Below are 15,266 nucleotides of genomic sequence, written 5' to 3'. Positions count from 1 at the left end.
CTGCCACTCTGGTGACCGGCCCCGGGTTCCTCGCAAACCGAAGGGTCGTCCACGCGGTCGCGCAGCCACGCGATTGATTCATCCGCTCGTCCCGCTTCGCCGCGCCGGCTGCCCGTGCCCCGGCAGCACTTCGTCCATCGCCAAGGAGGTCCGTCCATGAGTACCCCGTTGTGGATCACTGCGACTCCACCAGCCACGCACGGCGAACTGCACATCGGGCATCTGGCAGGTCCGTACGTGGCCGCGGATGTACTCAGCCGCCATTTACGTGCCGATGGGCGGCCCGTGCTGTTCAGCACGGGAACCGCCGACCACACCGAATCCGTGGAGTTACGAGCGTTGCGGGCCGGCCGTAAACCGGAGGAGGTGGCAGAGGGTTATCGTGTCGCGATCACCGCCGACTGGCTGCGCTCTGGTGTCGAGTTCGACCACATCGTCCAGCCACGTCGGGACCGTGGCTATCAGCGCTGGGTGCAGAACCTGTTCCTGGATCTGTATGGGCAGGACGTCATCGTCGCCCGCACCCGGCTCCATCCGTTCTGCCCTTCCTGCGAGCGCTGGTTGCACGGAGCCTTCGTCATGGGTGCCTGTTCGGCTTGCGGTGCCCGCGCCGACGGCAGCCTGTGCCATGAATGCGCCCGGCCGACCGACGCCGATCTCATCGACCCTGTCTGCGCGCTGTGTGGCTCTCCCGGGGAGCGGCACCGATGCAGGCGCCTTTACCTGCCCTTGGAGCCGTTGCGGGAATCCCTGGCCGACCACTGGGCTTCCACCGAATCGTCACCTCGCCTCGCAGCGCTGTGGGAGAGCCTGCTGGAGGACGGTCTGCCGGAGGTCGCCGTCGGACACCCCGGTGACTGGGGTGTTCCGGTCCCCGTCGATGACTTTCGGCACCACCGCATCGACGCATGCTTCGAGGCCGTCGTCATGCACCTCTTCGGCTATGGTTACGACCACAAGCCGCTGCCCGAGCGGGCCGTTCACTTCTGCGAGTTCGGACATGCCTTCTGCCACGCGGTGCTGTTACCGGCGATTCTCATCGCACGTGGCGTGAAGCTTCCGCAGGAGATCTACGTCAACGAGACCTATCGTGTCGACGCGGAGCGGGCGCACGGTTTCGGCGGTGAGGCCGGAGTGTGGGCCCTCGACCTGCTCACCGAGTTCGGGTCGGACACGCTGCGCCGCCACGTTCTCGAGGAACGGCCACACGGTCGCCGCACCGAGTTCCGCCGCGACCGGCTCGAGCGCACGCGGCAGGTGTTGGAGACCACCTGGAACAACTGGCTCACCCGGCTGTTCACGACCGTACGCGAAGACTGCGCGGGGGTGGTCCCGGATGCGGAACCTGGCGGAACGGGCTGGGAAGCGCTCCGGCGTCGGCTGTACCGGGCCGCCGAGGACCTGCGCGAGGCGTACGGCCCCGAAGCCTTCGATCCGCGCCGCGCCGTCGCCGTCCTGGACGAAGTCGTGAGCTGTGCGGCCGACTTCGGCTACGTCAATGTCTTCGAGCAACGCAGGCCGCGGAGAGGAGGGCGACGCCTGCCGACGATCACTGCCCAGCTCTCCGTAGCCGTCGCGTTGACGTCGTGGGCATGGCCCGTGATGCCGGAGGGTGCAGGACGCCTGGCTGCGGCCTTGCGGATGAAACCTGGCGGTCCGGTGGTCCCGGAGGCACTGGCTCCGCCGGCCCCCGGAGTCCGGTTGGATCCTCCGTCCGGCCCTGTCTTCGGATTCTGAGCGGGAGGTCGTCCCCGGCCCGAAGGCTGTGGTGGCGCGGGGGCGTCAATTGAGCAAGCCCAGACGGGTGGCCCGTACGCCGGCCTCGAAGCGGCTCGAAGCGTCCAGCTCCTGCATGAGGTCGGAGATCATCCTGCTCACGGTGCGCAGCGATACGCCCAGATTGCGGGCGACCTTCTCGTCCTTCATGCCGGACGCCAGCATGCGGAGGGCGGCGCGCTGCTGTTCGGTGAGACCGTCCCCACCTTGGTCGGGCCGCAGCTGATCGCCGAAGGGTATCGCCATGTGCCAGCTGTGCTCGAACAAGGCTTGATAGGACCGCACCAGGGCGGAGCCGCGAGCGAGTATGGCACCCGCCGGGGGATTCTCTGGATTCACCGGGAGCAGCGCGAACTGTTCGTCAGCGATGATCATGTTCATGGGTACCACGGGCGAAATACGCACCTGCACGCCCAGTTCTGCCTTGGCGTGAAGGTGCTGGGCCTCATCCGGTAAGGACACGAGGCGCTGGCTGAAGACGGAACGGACCTGAACCCCATTCTCGATCTGCCGTCGGTCGCGACTGAGCGCCCTTGCGAATATCTCTCTGCCACCCACGACCGGGTGCATCGAGGAGAGACTGCGCTGCACCGTATCCGTGATGTCCTCCAGCACTTGCTGGATACGGCGGTAATCATGCAGGATTTCGACCTCCACGCCCGCGTCGCGGGTCAGTGTGTCAGCGCGCAGAAAGTTCCCGGCCAGCGTTTTCAGGGTGCGGTGCGCGCGATCGGCCTGATCGAGGTGGTTGCGCAGACGCGACCGTTCCCGGTCCAGCAGCCGGAGGAGGGCGATCTCAGGTGCGATGACGGTGACCGCGTCCGACTCCGCCTCCGACGCCTTGCCGGCGTCCAAGTCGAGACGGTTGTCGTGGGTCGGCCCCGTCGGGACGACGAGGCCGAGACTGAGCAGTTCATCGCGGCATCGGCCCGTGTCCTCATCGGACAGGTTCATCTCCGACGCGATGTCCTGCAAGCTGGACGCTCCGCGAACCCTGAGTTCCTGATAGAGAGCGAGCGCCAGATCAGTCGTCTGCATGCCTGATCTGCCACAGCCGTTGGCCATCGAGAAGTGAGCCCCCTTGTGATGTCCCGAGTCGCCCCGGTCGCACTTTGTCACAAGGAGTGGGCCTTATCTACGATTTCACTTAGTAGTGTGGCGTGGGTCACTCGACTGAGCAAGTGCCTGGGCCCGGGCGGCGATCCGCCCGGGCCCAGGGGTTTGGTGTTCAGGCCCGTACGAGTCGGGCGATCGCCTTGGATGCCTCGGCGACCTTGGTCCTGGCCTGATCGCCGCCCTCCACGATGGCCTGGGTGACACAGCAGTTGAGGTGCTCGTCGAGGAGGGCGACGGCGCAGGATTGCAGGGCCGCGTTCGTCGCCGAAATCTGAGTGAGGACGTCGATGCAGTAGGTCTCGTCCTCCACCAAGCGTTGCAACCCCCTCACCTGGCCCTCGATCCGGCGGAGTCGCCTGAGTATGTCGTCCCGGTGGTTGTCATGACCGGTCACGGTGGCCCCCTTGTGCGGGGGCCGGCTCGAGCTCCCGCGCGGCGTATCCGGTGGCCTCGACCCGTCCATGCGGTTGAGTCCGCAGTCCGGCAGGTCAGCCGTCCACGCGGCCGGCGAAGTCGTAGCCGGCCTCGTCGACGGCCTTGGCGATCAGCTTGTCGAGCGCCTCGTCGGGCTTGGCGGAGGTCGTGACGGTCACCAGACCAGTGCCGATCTCGACCTCGACGGCCTTGACGTCGTCGAGAGCTTCCACGGCCTTGGTGACGATGCCCTGGCAGTGGGCGCTGCCGACGCCGTTGACCTGGTAGACGGTCTTGCTCTCCGAGGTGTGGCAGCTTCCGTCAGGGGTGCAGCAGTCGGACATGGATGCCTCCGTAGTCGATGGAGTATACCCCGGTGGGGTATCGCCTGGGCTTCCGCTCCTGTATACCCCCCACCCGTATTATTCGCAAGGCTGGACGCGATATGGCCCAATACACCCCAGGGGTATTTTGAAGTGCGGAAGGCCGCGCCACGGGCGGCCAGGAGGCGAGGAGTTCGCCATGGACACCGGACTGCGGATCACCGCATCCGCCGCCGCGCCGCCCTTCGCGGGGCGCGCGGCGTCCGCACGTCTTCGGAGCGGTCAACCTGCAAACGACCGCGACGGCAATGGCTGCGTTCTTCTCCCAGCGCGTGTTCCCCGAGTGATGTCCCGGGAGGGTACTCCGGCGCCGCCTGTGCCAGGCTTGCCCGCAGCCCGCTGTCGTCCAGTAGGTCAAGATCTGCGGCTTCGGGTCCGAATCGCGGCTGACCCGCCCGGTGTGTGAGCACGCGGCGGAGGGTGGTCCGCCACCGGCACGCGTGACCAGCCGAAACGAAAGGGCTCACGAGAGTGGCGAGCATGCACGAGCGGGGCGGCAACACCATCAAGAACCCGGTGCTGCCCGGATTTCACCCCGACCCCAGCATCTGCCGGGCAGGCGCGGACTACTACCTGGCCTGCTCCAGCTTCGAGTACTTTCCCGGCGTACCCCTCTTCCACAGCCGTGATCTGGTGCATTGGACCCAGATCGGCAACGCCCTGGACCGGCCGAGCCAACTGCGACTACCGCCGGAAGCCACCTCCTCCGGCGGGATCTACGCACCCACCCTCCGCCACCACGACGGCCGGTTCTGGCTGATCACCACGAACGTGAACGACGGCGGCCACCTGCTGGTGACCGCCACCGACCCGGCCGGTGCCTGGTCCGACCCGGTCCGGCTGCCCGGTGTCCCCGGAATCGACCCGGACCTCGCCTGGGACGACGAGGGCAACTGCTGGTGCACCTATGCCGGAGTCGGCCAGGTCCGCATCGATCCCCATACCGGGCAGTCCTTCGGCCCGCCGCGCAGGCTGTGGTCCGGCACCCCCGGTGCCAAGGCCCCGGAAGCGCCGCACCTGTATCGCATCGGCGACTACTGGTACCTGCTCATCGCCGAAGGCGGCACCGAGCGGGGCCACGGCGTCTCGATCGCCCGTGGCCGCACGCCCACCGGTCCCTTCGAGCCATGCCCGGACAACCCGATCCTGACCCACCGCGGCACCGATCACCCCATCCAGAACACCGGCCACGCGGACCTCGTTCAGGCGCCCGACGGTTCGTGGTGGACGGTGCTGCTCGGGGTGCGCCCGGGCGGTGGCACTCCCGGCTGGCACGTACTCGGCCGCGAGACGTTCCTGGCGCCGGTGAGCTGGGTCGACGGTTGGCCGGTCGTCGGCGAGCTGTCGCTCGACATGTCCGCTCCTCCGTGGCCGCTTCAGCCGGGCGCCGTCGTACCGGTGCGGGATGACTTCGACCTCAGTGAGCCGGCCCCGTGCTGGGTCTCGCCGCGTCAGCGGCCCGCGGAGAACTGCACGACGAAGGAGCGGGCCGGCTGGTTGACGCTCCACGCCCGTGGGAGTTCTCTCGACGAGCTCGATGTGATGTTCGTCGGCCGACGCCAGCAACATCTGTCCTGCCGGGTACGCGCCCTGATCGACCCGGCGGAAGGGCGCGGTGGCCTGGCCGTCCGCCTGGACGAGCAGCATCACTACGACATCGAGATGGCATCCGGCGAGGTACGCGTACTCGCCCGCATCGGTCCGCTGCACACCGTGGTGGCGTCTCAGCCGGTACCCGCCGGGCCCCTGACGCTGAGAATCGAGGTGTCCCCTGTACAGCTCGTGAACGAGGCACGTACCGGCCCTGACACCATCTCCCTCGGCTTCGAGGAACCGGACGGCACGTTCGTCGGGCTCACGGCACTCGACGGGCGGTACCTGTCGACCGAGGTGGCGGGCGGATTCACCGGCCGGGTCATCGGAATGTACGCCTCGGTCGGCGCCGTGCACTTCGACTGGTTCGACTACGAACCGCTCGAGCCCTGAATGCCCATCTGGTCCCGCGGGGCCGAGGCCCGGACTACTCCGGTGCCGCACTGGTGGTCCGGCGTGGCACCAGCGTGGGGGAGAGCCTGACCTGAACCGACGGCTTGTGGCGGTCGGCGATCCGTTCGAGGAGGAGGCGGGCCGCGTTCGCGCCGATCTCGTGGCCTGCCTGGTCGACGCTCGTCAGGGAGATCGGACCGAACGCGGCGAACGTCGTGTTGTCATATCCCGCCACCGATATCTCGCCGGGCACGGAGAGCCCGGCTTCGGCGACCGCCTCCAGCACACCCATGGCGACGATGTCCGCTCCGGCGAAAACGGCTGTGGGCCGGTGGGGGCGCCCGAGCAGCTCCTTGGCGCCCCGGTATCCGCCCTGCTGGGTGTAGCTGGTGGAAACGACGTCGATCTCGTCCGCGAGGCCGAGCGACCTCATGGCACGCCGATACCCGTCGGCGCGCTGGGCGTTGGGCATCTCCGCGATACGTGTCGGGTCGGTTTCGTGGTGCTCGATGTGGGCGATCCGGCGGTGCCCGAGTCCGGCGAGGTGACTGACGATCAAGGCCGCTCCTGCCACGTCGTCGTCCGTCACGGTGTCGTACACCGGGGAACATCCATGACGGCCGATGACAACGGTCGGTACGACGGAGGCGACGTGTTCCAGACGCGTGGGCGATGACACGGGCGCGACCAGGACGATGCCGTCCATGCCACGGTCGATCATGGCCTCGGTGACGCGCGCCTCCTCCTTCTCCCCGTTGCAGCCCGGCCCCAGGAAAACCTGGTAGTCGGTGCCCTGAAGCCGACTGGTGATCCCGTCGAGGATCTCGGGGAAGAACGGGTTGCGGATGTCGGGCAGCATGACGCCGATGGTGTACGTCTGGCCCCGAAGGCCCCTCGCGGCCGCGTACGGGCGGTAGCCCAGCTCGTCGATCGCCCGGCGCACTCTCGCGCGCATCTCGGGGCTGGCCCCGTAGGCGTTGCGGAGCACCTTCGAGACGGCGGTCGTGGACACCTGGGCGTGACGTGCGACGTCAACGATGGTGACGCGGCGAGGCGGTGCTGGCGGCTCCATCCCGCTCCCTCCGGCGGCGTGGGAAACGTTTCCGCGAAGTGTACGGACGAATCCTGTCCCGCCGTCAGGTACGTCGGCGCCCCGGCGGCCCGAGGAAGCCGCGTCAGCCCAATCGCGCGCGGAGCACGGCACCTTGACGTCACGAAGGAGGCTCTCTAAGGTCTGGCCACCAGCTTTGGAAAACGTTACCCACGGCCTGGGCGGGATCACCCTTTCCCGTGCCGGGCCGCCGGACGGCTCGCCGTATCCAACCGATCGAACCCTGATCAGGCAGCAGACTGAAACGTTTCAATCCTCTGGGGCGGCCACAAGGCTCGACTTCTGACCGCTTGCCGAAAACCGAAGGGACGACGGCGTGAGCGATGAAGCACAGATTTCGGATGGTGCGATGTCCGATGCCCAGCAAGGCGCCCAACCCGAGAAACACGTGACGGGAGTCCGCCGGCGCACCGTGCTCGTGGCGACGGCGGGCGCGCTGCCCGTAGTGGCGGGCGGCGTGGGCGGGGGACCCACCGCGCAGGCGGCATCGACACCTCGTACAGCCGGTACCGCGGTGTACGGGCTGACCGTGGAGCACCGTACCGTTCCCTTCGGCGTGGACGCTGCCCGGCCACGCTTCGGATGGCGCATGCGGTCCTCCGCCCGCGGGCGGAGCCAAGGCTCCTACCGCATCCTCGTGGCGAGTTCACCGGACAAACTGGCCGGTGGTCGTGCGGATGTCTGGGACAGCGGTCGCGTCCGTTCCTCCGATTCGGTGGCCGTCCGCTATGCGGGCAGGAGGCTGATGGCCACGACTCGCTACCACTGGACCGTCACCGTCTGGGACGCCGAGGGCCATCTGGTCGGCAGCGCACCTCCGGCCTTGTTCGAGACCGGGCTCATGAGCACCGACGGCGTCGCCGGGTGGGGCGGCGCCCAGTGGATCGGGATGAAGGGCAAGACCCCCCGTTCCCCTGGTGCGCCGATGCTGCGGAGAGAGGCGCTTCTCGGAGCGGGAGGTTCGGGAAAGGGCCGGGGCCAGGTCCGTGAAGCGCGACTGTATGTCTCCGCCCTCGGGGTGTACGAGGCGTACGTCAACGGGCGCCATGTCACCGTCCCGCAGGATGGCGGTGCCACGATCGAGCTGCTGCCCCCGGGCTGGACGAACTACGACGTACGCGTCAACTACATGACCTACGACGTCACGGACCTCGTGGTGGGCAGGCCGGTCGTGGCCCTGGCGGCCGTCCTGGGCAACGGCTGGTACAACGGCCGCATCTCCGAGGGCAGTACCTATTACTCCAAGGACGGCAACGCGCTGGCGCTCAAGGCCAAGCTGCTGATCCGGTACGCAGACGGGACATCACAGTCCCTCGTCACCGGGCCGGACGACGGCTGGAAGGCCACCGACACCGGCCCGTACCGGGCCGACGACATCTACGACGGCCAGACCTACGACGCCCGCAAGGAACTGGTGGGCTGGACGACGGGCGGATTCGACGACACCGCCTGGTCGGATGTGGAACGCATCGCCTTCGAGGCCGAGTACCCCGAGGCACGGCTGCTGGCCTACCCGGCCGAGACGGCACGTCTGATGCCGCGGTGGGATCGTCGTCCGCAGTCCATCACGGTCGCCACCGGAGTGGCCGGACGGGACAGCAGCTCCAACGGCGAAGGGCGCATCGTCGTCGACCCCGACCGGACGGTGACCGACCCCCGCAGGGCAGCCTCCGCTTCCGTCACGATCGGCGTCGGTGACACCGCCGTTTTCGACCTGGGCCAGAACATGGTCGGGGTGGCCCAGTACAGCCTGCGCGGCCCGGCCGGAGCGCGGGTCGAGTTCAAGTTCGCCGAGATGCTCAACGACAGCAGCGCCGGCGCGGACGGGCCCGAAGGGTCGGTCTACCGCGCCAACCTGCGCAGCGCGAAGGCCACCAGCACATACATCCTCAAGGGCGACCCCGTCGGGGAGACCCACCAGGACTCCCTGACCTTCTACGGTTTCCGGTACGTGTCCGTCACCGCGACCGACACCGTCACGATCACCGGCCTGACCGGCAAGGTGGCCACCTCCGCGGTCCGCGACATCGGCACCGTCACCACGAACGACCCGCAGGCCAACCAGCTGATCAGCAACATCCGCTGGGGGCAGCGCGGCAACTACCTGTGGGTGCCCACCGACTGCCCGCAACGCGACGAACGCCTGGGCTGGACCGGCGACACACAGGTTTTCGCCGCCACCGGCCTGTACAACGCGGACGCCGCCCCCTTCCTCAGCCACTTCCAGAACACCGTCGTCGATTCCCAGACTGTCTACGGCGTGGACAAGGCACAGTTCACGGGGGTCGCCCCCGGTGGCCGGTTCAACTTCCCCGACGGGGGCAGCGGGTGGGCGGACTGCGGTGTGATCCTCCCGTGGACCGTGTGGCAGATGACCGGTGACCCGACCGTCGTCGAGCGCAGCTGGCCGGCGATGACCCGTTACCTGGACTGGATCCAGGAGCGGACCGGCGACACCTACGCCGGACAGGGGTCGCTCACCGGGGACTGGCTGGCGCCGCAGAAGACCAGTGCCCAGCTCATGAGCGACGTTTACTACGGTTATGTCGCGCGGTTGATGGCACGGATGGCCCGCGCCATCAACCGGCCCGGCGAGGCCGCGACGTACGAGAGGCTCTTCGGCCGCATCAAGCGGGCCTTCATCGCCACATACCTCAAGACCGAGGGCGGTCGGCTCACGGTGAAGTCCAGCCTCGGCGAGGCCTCCCCGATCGAACCGGGTGCGGACCCGAACCAGAAGACCGAGGACAACAGCCAGACGGCACTGCTGTGGGTCCTCAAGCTCGGCTTCTACGACACGGAGGCCCAGCGCCGCACACTCGTCGGGCTGTTGGCCGACAACATCGGCAACGACGCCGCCTACAAGGCGGCACACCCGGACAGCAGCCGGGTCACCTACGCCGAGAACACACTGTCCGTGGGATTCCTCGGCGTCAACGTCCTCGCCCCCGTCCTCACCGATGAGGGCAGTTCGGACCTGGCGTACAAGCTGCTGCACCAGGACGCGCTGCCGTCCTGGCTGTTCTCGGTGAAGAACGGCGCCACCACCGTCTGGGAGCGCTGGAACTCCTACTCCAAGGACGCCGGCTTCGGCCCGGTCAGCATGAATTCCTTCAACCACTACGCGTACGGAGCGATCATGGAGTGGATGTACGCGTACATGGCCGGCATCGCACGCGACCCCGACAGCCCCGGCTTCAAACACTTCCTCCTGCAACCTCACCTCGATCCCACCGGCAGGATCACGCACGTGTCGGGCTCGCACGAATCGCCGTACGGCGAGATCAGCAGCGAGTGGAGGATCGACGACGGAGGCACGACCCTGGTGTACGACGCCGTCGTACCGGCCAACAGCGAGGCGACCCTGCGCCTCCCGGCCCTCTCCGCCACGTCCGTCCGGGAAGGGCGGACCCCGCTGGCGCACGTGGACGGAGTACGGCTCCTCGGCCACGCGGACGGCGTGGCATCGTACCGGCTGCCGTCCGGCCGGTACCGCTTGACGAGTACGCCGCGCTGACGTCCGACTCCCGTGCGCCGCCAAGACCTCCAAGGGGGCCTTGCCCCCTTGGAGCGCCTACGGCTCAGCGGTGCTTGATGCCGGCCTGGGCTGCGGGGGCGAGGGTTGGTTCGGTGATGGGGACGTCGCCGAGGGCCTGGTCCACAGCCGCGAGCACGTCGTCGGACAACTCCACACCGGAGGCGGCAGCGTTGGCGTGGACCTGCTCGGGGCGGGAGGCGCCGGTGATCGCGGAGGCGACCTCGCCGCGGCGCAGTACCCAGGCCAGTGCCAGGGTGGGCATGCTCATCCCTGCCTCCTCGGCGATCGGGACCAAGCGCCGCACCGCCTCCAGGGTCTCCTCGCTGTAGACGAGGTCCTGGGCGGCCGCCATCTCCGCGCTGGCGAACCGGCTCCCTTCGGGGATGGGCTGCCCGGGCTTGTACTTGCCGGTGAGGACGCCTTGGGCGAGCGGTGACCAGACGATCTGGGAGATGCCGTTCGCGGCGCAGAGGCCGAAGACCTCGGCTTCGGGGGCCTGCCAGAGCATGGAGTACTGCGGCTGGGAGGAGACGAACAGCTCGGATCCGGCGATGTCGATGCCGGCCTGGATCTGCTCGGGGGTCCACTCGCTGAAGCCGAGGTAGCGGGCCTTGCCCTGCTCGACGACCTTCTGGAACGCCTCGATGGTGTCCTCGATCGGGACCGTGGGGTCGAAGCGGTGTGCCTGGTACAGGTCGACGTAGTCGGTCTTGAGGCGGGTGAGGGAGGCGTCGATCTGCTGGGCGATCTGCGCCGGGGACAGTCCCTGGTCGGCCGGATCGTCCGACATCCGGCCCCAGACCTTGGTGGCCAGGATGTAGGAGTCGCGGGGGTGGGCCGAGAGGATCTCGCCCCAGGCCGTTTCAGCGGTGCCTTGCCCGTAGACGTTGGCGGTGTCGAAGAAGTTGATGCCTGCCTCGAACGCGGCCTTGGTGCAGGCACGGGTCTGGTCCGCCTCGATGCCGCCGGAGTAGGTGAGCCAGGACCCGAGCGAGATCTCGGAGACCTCCAGGTCCGAGCTGCCGAGTGTGCGGTACCGCATGGTTGCTCCTTCTGGTGGACGGGGGTCCGGTCAGCGTCGGCGCGCCGCCGGCTCCAGGGCGGGATTGACGAAGCTGCTGTCGGCCGGGTTGATGACCGTACCCGGGGCGACGATCTCGTCGATGCGGTCCAGGACCGCGGGGTCGAGCGTCACCTCGGCTGCGGGCAACTGCGTCTCCAGGTGGTCCAGGGTGCGCGGGCCGATGAGGACCGAGACGACCGCGGGATGGTTGAGCGCGAACGCGATGGCCATCTCGATCAGCGTCATTCCGTTGTCCTCGGCCAGGTGGGCGAGGGCTTCGGCCGCCTCGAGCTTGCGCTGGTTGACCGGCAGGGACATGTCGAAGCGGTCGGCCAGGCGCTGCCGGGCCGGGGACGGGGTGGGCAGGTCGGTGCCCTGACGCCAGCGGCCGGAGAGCCATCCGCCGGCGAGCGGGCTGTAGGTGATCACCCCCATGCCGTGCCGGGCCGCGGTGGGCAGCACGTCGGCCTCGATGCCACGCACGAGCGCGGAGTACGGGGCCTGTTCGCATACGAGCCGCTCCAGATGGCGGTCGTGGGCGGCCCATTGGGCTTCGACGATCTGGCTGCCGGGGAAGGTGGAGGAGCCGAGGTAGCGGACTTTGCCCTGGCGTACCAGGTCCGTCAGGGCGCCCAGGGTCTCTTCGATGTCGGTGTCGGGTGAGGGCCGGTGCACCTGGTAGAGGTCGATGTAGTCGGTTCCCAGCCGGCGCAGCGAGTCCTCTACGGCCCGCATGATCCAGCGCCGGGAGTTGCCGCGCTGGTTGGGGTCGTCCCCCATGGAGTTGTGGAACTTGGTGGCCAGCACCACATTGTCGCGGCGCCCCTTGATGGCCCGGCCGACGATTTCTTCGGACTCGCCGTGCGAGTAGACGTCGGCGGTGTCGACGAAGTTGATGCCGGCATCAAGGGCGCGGTGGATGGTCCGGGTGGCCTCGTCATGGTCGGGGTTGCCCCACGGGCCGAACATCATCGCGCCGAGGCACATCTTGCTGACCGACAGGCCGGTTCGTCCCAGTAGACGGTGTTCCATGGTGGTCTCCCAATGTTGTGTACGGGTTTCTCGGATCGAGGTGGCGCCGCGAGGCTGAAGGCGAAGCCGGCCAGGAAGAGCGCGGCGAGAACCCAAGAGAGCGCCCCGCGAGTGGTGCGGCGGCCGACGTATCCGGCTTTGTGGACGAAGGGGAACTCACTGACGATCCTTTCAAGGGGTGGCGCGGGCGGAGTCCTTCAGGCGCCGCCGCATTCCACGGAACCAGCAGCCGCGCCCCGCTGACAGGCACGCTTGTGAGGGGTAACGGCAGGGCCCCCCTCATGCCGAGAGCGTGGGCAAGGGCTGGAGACGGGGCCGGGTTCGGCGTCAGCGTTCGGTGTCGGCCTGTGAGGCGGCCGCGTCCTGCTCCTGACTCGCCGCCCAGCTGGCCAGCAGCTTCAAGGTGTCCGCGGCCGGGGTGCCGGGATCGGCGCTGTAGACGGTGATGGACAACCCTTCGTCACCGGGCAGGGCCAGGGTCTCGTGGACCAGCTCCATCTCGCCCACCGCGGGATGGTGAAACCGCTTGGTTCCCTCGGTGAAGACATGCACGTCGTGCGTGCCCCACATCGTGCGGAAGGCGTCACTGCGGGTGGACAGCTCACCGATCAGGTTCGACAGCTCGCGGTCGTAGGGGTTCTTGGCGACCTCGACCCGCAGCACGCCCACGCCTTCGCGGGCCACGCGTTCCCAGTCGGGGTACATGCGGGTGGCCCGCGGGTCGAGGAAGACGAATCGGCAGGTGTTGACCGGCTCCAGCTCGAACGCCTCACTGTGCAGGGCGCGGGCGAGCGGATTGGCGGCCAGGATGTCCATGCGGTTGTTGCGCACGTACGCCGGCTGGTCGTGCAGGCCCTCGACGATGCGCAGCACACTGGATCGCACGGTGGCCTTCTTCGGGCGGCGCCGGACACGCGCCGGACTGGTGTTGGCCGCGCGGGCCAAGGCGTAGAGGTGGTCCCGCTCGGTGTCGTCGAGCCGCAGGGCCTGGGTGAGGGCGTCCAGGACGCTGTCGGAGACCCCGCCGAGGTTTCCGCGTTCCAGGCGCGTGTAGTACTCGACGCTCACCCCGGCGAGCGTCGCGACCTCACCGCGGCGCAGCCCGGGCACTCGCCGCTGCCCGTACACCGGCAGGCCCGCCAGCGCGGGTGTGATCTTGGCGCGGCGGGACTTGAGGAATGCGCTGACTTCGGCCCGATGGTCCATGGATTCCAGCGTAGGAAGAGGAAGCGCTCGGTGGGGGTCCCTGTCAGTACCCCTCACAGCATGGACCTCCCCCGGTCCGGCCGGTACGCCGACTCCGGCCATCGCTGCGGCACTGCCGGTGGTCAGCCGACGGTCACGCGAGAGTTGACCCGCCGCATCCAGGCCGCGTCGGTATGCCACATCGGGTGATGAGGCGCCGCGTTGGAGGTCAGCACGACTCCCTGGAAGCCCGCTGCGAGACATCGGTCGACGACGAACTCCGCCAGGTCCTTGCCGACGGCGTCCTCCTCGAAGCGTGTGAGGAGCGGGGTGTACCCCACCACGCCTTCGCCGAGGATGGCGGGGACGCCGCGGCGGTGGGCGAAGCCGGCGACGGATTCGACCCACCGGGCCAGGGTGTCCCGCATGGCTTGCCGATGCGACTGGTAGTTCTCGTAGAGCCACAGGTCCCAGCGGTCGGGGTCCACCCAGTCGTGTACGTAGAACAGCTCGCGCGGGATCCCGGTGGCTTGCAGCCGCCAGGGCTCGTCGGGGTGGTAGTCGGCGAAGGCGGGCGCGTCGGGGCGTAGCATGCCGGCCAGTTCGGGGGTGGGCCAGGTGGCCGTCCGGGGCGCCGGCTCGGTGCCGTGGCCGAGCCCCACGGCCTGGTACAGCGCGCCGAGCACGCCGTATGCGTAGAAGTGGAAGTGGGCGTTCTGCGCCTGCTCCGGCAGGTCGTCGAGTTCGTCCGGCCAGGGTTCTCCCAGCGAGTAGGTGACCGGGATGCCGGGGTGGCGTGCCCGCAGGAGGTCCACGGCGCGGCCGAGGGGGCCGCGCAGTCGGGCGTAGTGGGTGGCGCCGTCACTCGGTACCAGGGAGCAGTTGTCGACCTCGTTGTGCACCTCGACGTAGGCGACGCGGTCGGCCAGCCCGCGCTCGGTGAGGAAGTCCAGCATCCCGGCGAGCGCTTCGGCCATCACCTCGGCGCGGTCCGGACCGGGGACCGCGGCCAGGGCGCGGTGCCAGGCGTCGGTGTCGGCGAAGCTGGGGGACTGCTGGTACTCCCACGAGGACACGATCACCCGGCAGTCGTGCCGGGCCGCTGCCTCGAACAGCTCGACCAGCCGCCGGCGGCCGTCCAGCGGGTAGCCGCCGCGGACGTTGTACCAGCGGGTCCGCTGTCCGAACTGCTCGCCCAAGCCACGGACATGGAGGGACTCCGGGTCACGGACGAGTCCGGAGAACAGCAGGAAGGGCATGGCGCAGATCCGGATGGTGTTGAAGCCGCGCTCCACCGCCTCGGCGAAGGCGCGGTCGAGGTCGGCGAAAGGCTCCCCGGGTCCTGCCTGTGTGTACCAGCTGAAGTCCCACAGCGTGATGGCGAGCCGATCGGTGGTTTCGCCCGTAGCGGCCTGTCGGTGTGCGCTCATGAGGTCACCCGTCGTTCGTATGCGGTGACCGCCACGGTACAACAATCCATTATTTATGAATATTCCCTTGACGGTGCTCGCGTGGCTGTCCAGGCTCTGGGGGCGAACGGACATGTGCGTGCCGCCCAGCCGCCGTGCGAACCCAGTCCGCCACGCGGACGGTGCCCCGAGGGAGTCCTCCATCATGACCGATACCGCCCGCCCGTCCCGGCGCACCGTCGTCGCCGGATTG

At 68.6% G+C, this 15,266-nt stretch carries 11 protein-coding genes; 3 read left to right on the top strand and 8 right to left on the bottom strand.

What is annotated here, in order from left to right; genetic code table 11:
• Positions 1 to 156: 156 nt before the first annotated feature.
• Positions 157 to 1,737, top strand: coding sequence for a class I tRNA ligase family protein (locus SSOG_RS04580; RefSeq protein WP_009713040.1), 1,581 nt, complete (start codon positions 157 to 159; stop codon positions 1,735 to 1,737).
• 45 nt (positions 1,738 to 1,782) lie between these two features.
• Here SSOG_RS04580 and SSOG_RS04575 read toward each other — a convergent pair whose 3' ends face one another.
• The 3 genes from SSOG_RS04575 to SSOG_RS04565 form a co-directional block, all read right to left on the bottom strand.
• On the bottom strand, positions 1,783 to 2,814 hold the full coding sequence (locus tag SSOG_RS04575) for a helix-turn-helix transcriptional regulator (protein WP_039936569.1): 1,032 nt from the start codon (positions 2,812 to 2,814) through the stop codon (positions 1,783 to 1,785).
• A 190-nt stretch (positions 2,815 to 3,004) separates the two neighbouring features.
• Positions 3,005 to 3,355, bottom strand: coding sequence for a metal-sensitive transcriptional regulator (locus SSOG_RS04570; RefSeq protein ID WP_009713038.1), 351 nt, complete (start codon positions 3,353 to 3,355; stop codon positions 3,005 to 3,007).
• 25 nt (positions 3,356 to 3,380) lie between these two features.
• Positions 3,381 to 3,650 (bottom strand): heavy-metal-associated domain-containing protein, encoded by a 270-nt coding sequence (locus tag SSOG_RS04565; RefSeq protein ID WP_009713037.1) that lies wholly within the window; start codon positions 3,648 to 3,650, stop codon positions 3,381 to 3,383.
• 519 nt (positions 3,651 to 4,169) lie between these two features.
• Here SSOG_RS04565 and SSOG_RS04560 point away from each other — a divergent pair.
• Positions 4,170 to 5,675: a glycoside hydrolase family 43 protein gene (locus tag SSOG_RS04560; protein ID WP_039936568.1), complete on the top strand. Its 1,506-nt coding sequence runs from the start codon at positions 4,170 to 4,172 to the stop codon at positions 5,673 to 5,675.
• A gap of 34 nt (positions 5,676 to 5,709) precedes the next feature.
• Here the strand turns inward: SSOG_RS04560 and SSOG_RS04555 are convergent, their stop codons facing one another.
• Positions 5,710 to 6,747, bottom strand: coding sequence for a LacI family DNA-binding transcriptional regulator (locus SSOG_RS04555; RefSeq protein WP_039936567.1), 1,038 nt, complete (start codon positions 6,745 to 6,747; stop codon positions 5,710 to 5,712).
• A 388-nt stretch (positions 6,748 to 7,135) separates the two neighbouring features.
• On the opposite strand from SSOG_RS04555, the gene SSOG_RS04550 reads away from it, so the two are divergent.
• A complete protein-coding gene (locus SSOG_RS04550) occupies positions 7,136 to 10,303 on the top strand; it encodes an alpha-L-rhamnosidase (protein ID WP_050799763.1) in 3,168 nt (1,055 codons plus the stop codon).
• A gap of 64 nt (positions 10,304 to 10,367) precedes the next feature.
• Here SSOG_RS04550 and SSOG_RS04545 read toward each other — a convergent pair whose 3' ends face one another.
• From SSOG_RS04545 to SSOG_RS04530, 4 genes are all read right to left on the bottom strand, one after another.
• Positions 10,368 to 11,366, bottom strand: coding sequence for an aldo/keto reductase family protein (locus SSOG_RS04545; protein ID WP_009713033.1), 999 nt, complete (start codon positions 11,364 to 11,366; stop codon positions 10,368 to 10,370).
• Between the two features lie 30 nt (positions 11,367 to 11,396).
• Positions 11,397 to 12,419, bottom strand: a complete 1,023-nt coding sequence (locus tag SSOG_RS04540) for an aldo/keto reductase (RefSeq protein WP_009713032.1) — start codon at positions 12,417 to 12,419, stop codon at positions 11,397 to 11,399.
• Between the two features lie 327 nt (positions 12,420 to 12,746).
• The gene (locus SSOG_RS04535) at positions 12,747 to 13,625 is read right to left on the bottom strand and encodes a helix-turn-helix transcriptional regulator (protein WP_039936565.1); all 879 of its coding nucleotides are present in this window, start codon (positions 13,623 to 13,625) and stop codon (positions 12,747 to 12,749) included.
• Between the two features lie 122 nt (positions 13,626 to 13,747).
• Complete coding sequence (locus SSOG_RS04530; protein ID WP_009713030.1) at positions 13,748 to 15,034, bottom strand: cellulase-like family protein; 1,287 nt, start codon at positions 15,032 to 15,034, stop codon at positions 13,748 to 13,750.
• Positions 15,035 to 15,266 lie beyond the last annotated feature (232 nt).

The organism is Streptomyces himastatinicus ATCC 53653, from assembly GCF_000158915.1.
Taxonomy (GTDB): domain Bacteria; phylum Actinomycetota; class Actinomycetes; order Streptomycetales; family Streptomycetaceae; genus Streptomyces; species Streptomyces himastatinicus.
Note: the sequence above shows the minus strand (reverse complement) of the source record. Positions and strands in the feature narration are given on the sequence as shown.

Coding starts and splice junctions, on each gene's coding strand:
- SSOG_RS04570 (WP_009713038.1), bottom strand. CDS start 3,355: ATGGACGGGTCGAGGCCACCGGATACGCCGCGCGGGAGCTCGAGCCGG.
- SSOG_RS04545 (WP_009713033.1), bottom strand. CDS start 11,366: ATGCGGTACCGCACACTCGGCAGCTCGGACCTGGAGGTCTCCGAGATC.
- SSOG_RS04565 (WP_009713037.1), bottom strand. CDS start 3,650: ATGTCCGACTGCTGCACCCCTGACGGAAGCTGCCACACCTCGGAGAGC.
- SSOG_RS04530 (WP_009713030.1), bottom strand. CDS start 15,034: ATGAGCGCACACCGACAGGCCGCTACGGGCGAAACCACCGATCGGCTC.
- SSOG_RS04580 (WP_009713040.1), top strand. CDS start 157: ATGAGTACCCCGTTGTGGATCACTGCGACTCCACCAGCCACGCACGGC.
- SSOG_RS04535 (WP_039936565.1), bottom strand. CDS start 13,625: ATGGACCATCGGGCCGAAGTCAGCGCATTCCTCAAGTCCCGCCGCGCC.
- SSOG_RS04540 (WP_009713032.1), bottom strand. CDS start 12,419: ATGGAACACCGTCTACTGGGACGAACCGGCCTGTCGGTCAGCAAGATG.
- SSOG_RS04575 (WP_039936569.1), bottom strand. CDS start 2,814: ATGCAGACGACTGATCTGGCGCTCGCTCTCTATCAGGAACTCAGGGTT.
- SSOG_RS04555 (WP_039936567.1), bottom strand. CDS start 6,747: ATGGAGCCGCCAGCACCGCCTCGCCGCGTCACCATCGTTGACGTCGCA.
- SSOG_RS04560 (WP_039936568.1), top strand. CDS start 4,170: ATGCACGAGCGGGGCGGCAACACCATCAAGAACCCGGTGCTGCCCGGA.
- SSOG_RS04550 (WP_050799763.1), top strand. CDS start 7,136: ATGTCCGATGCCCAGCAAGGCGCCCAACCCGAGAAACACGTGACGGGA.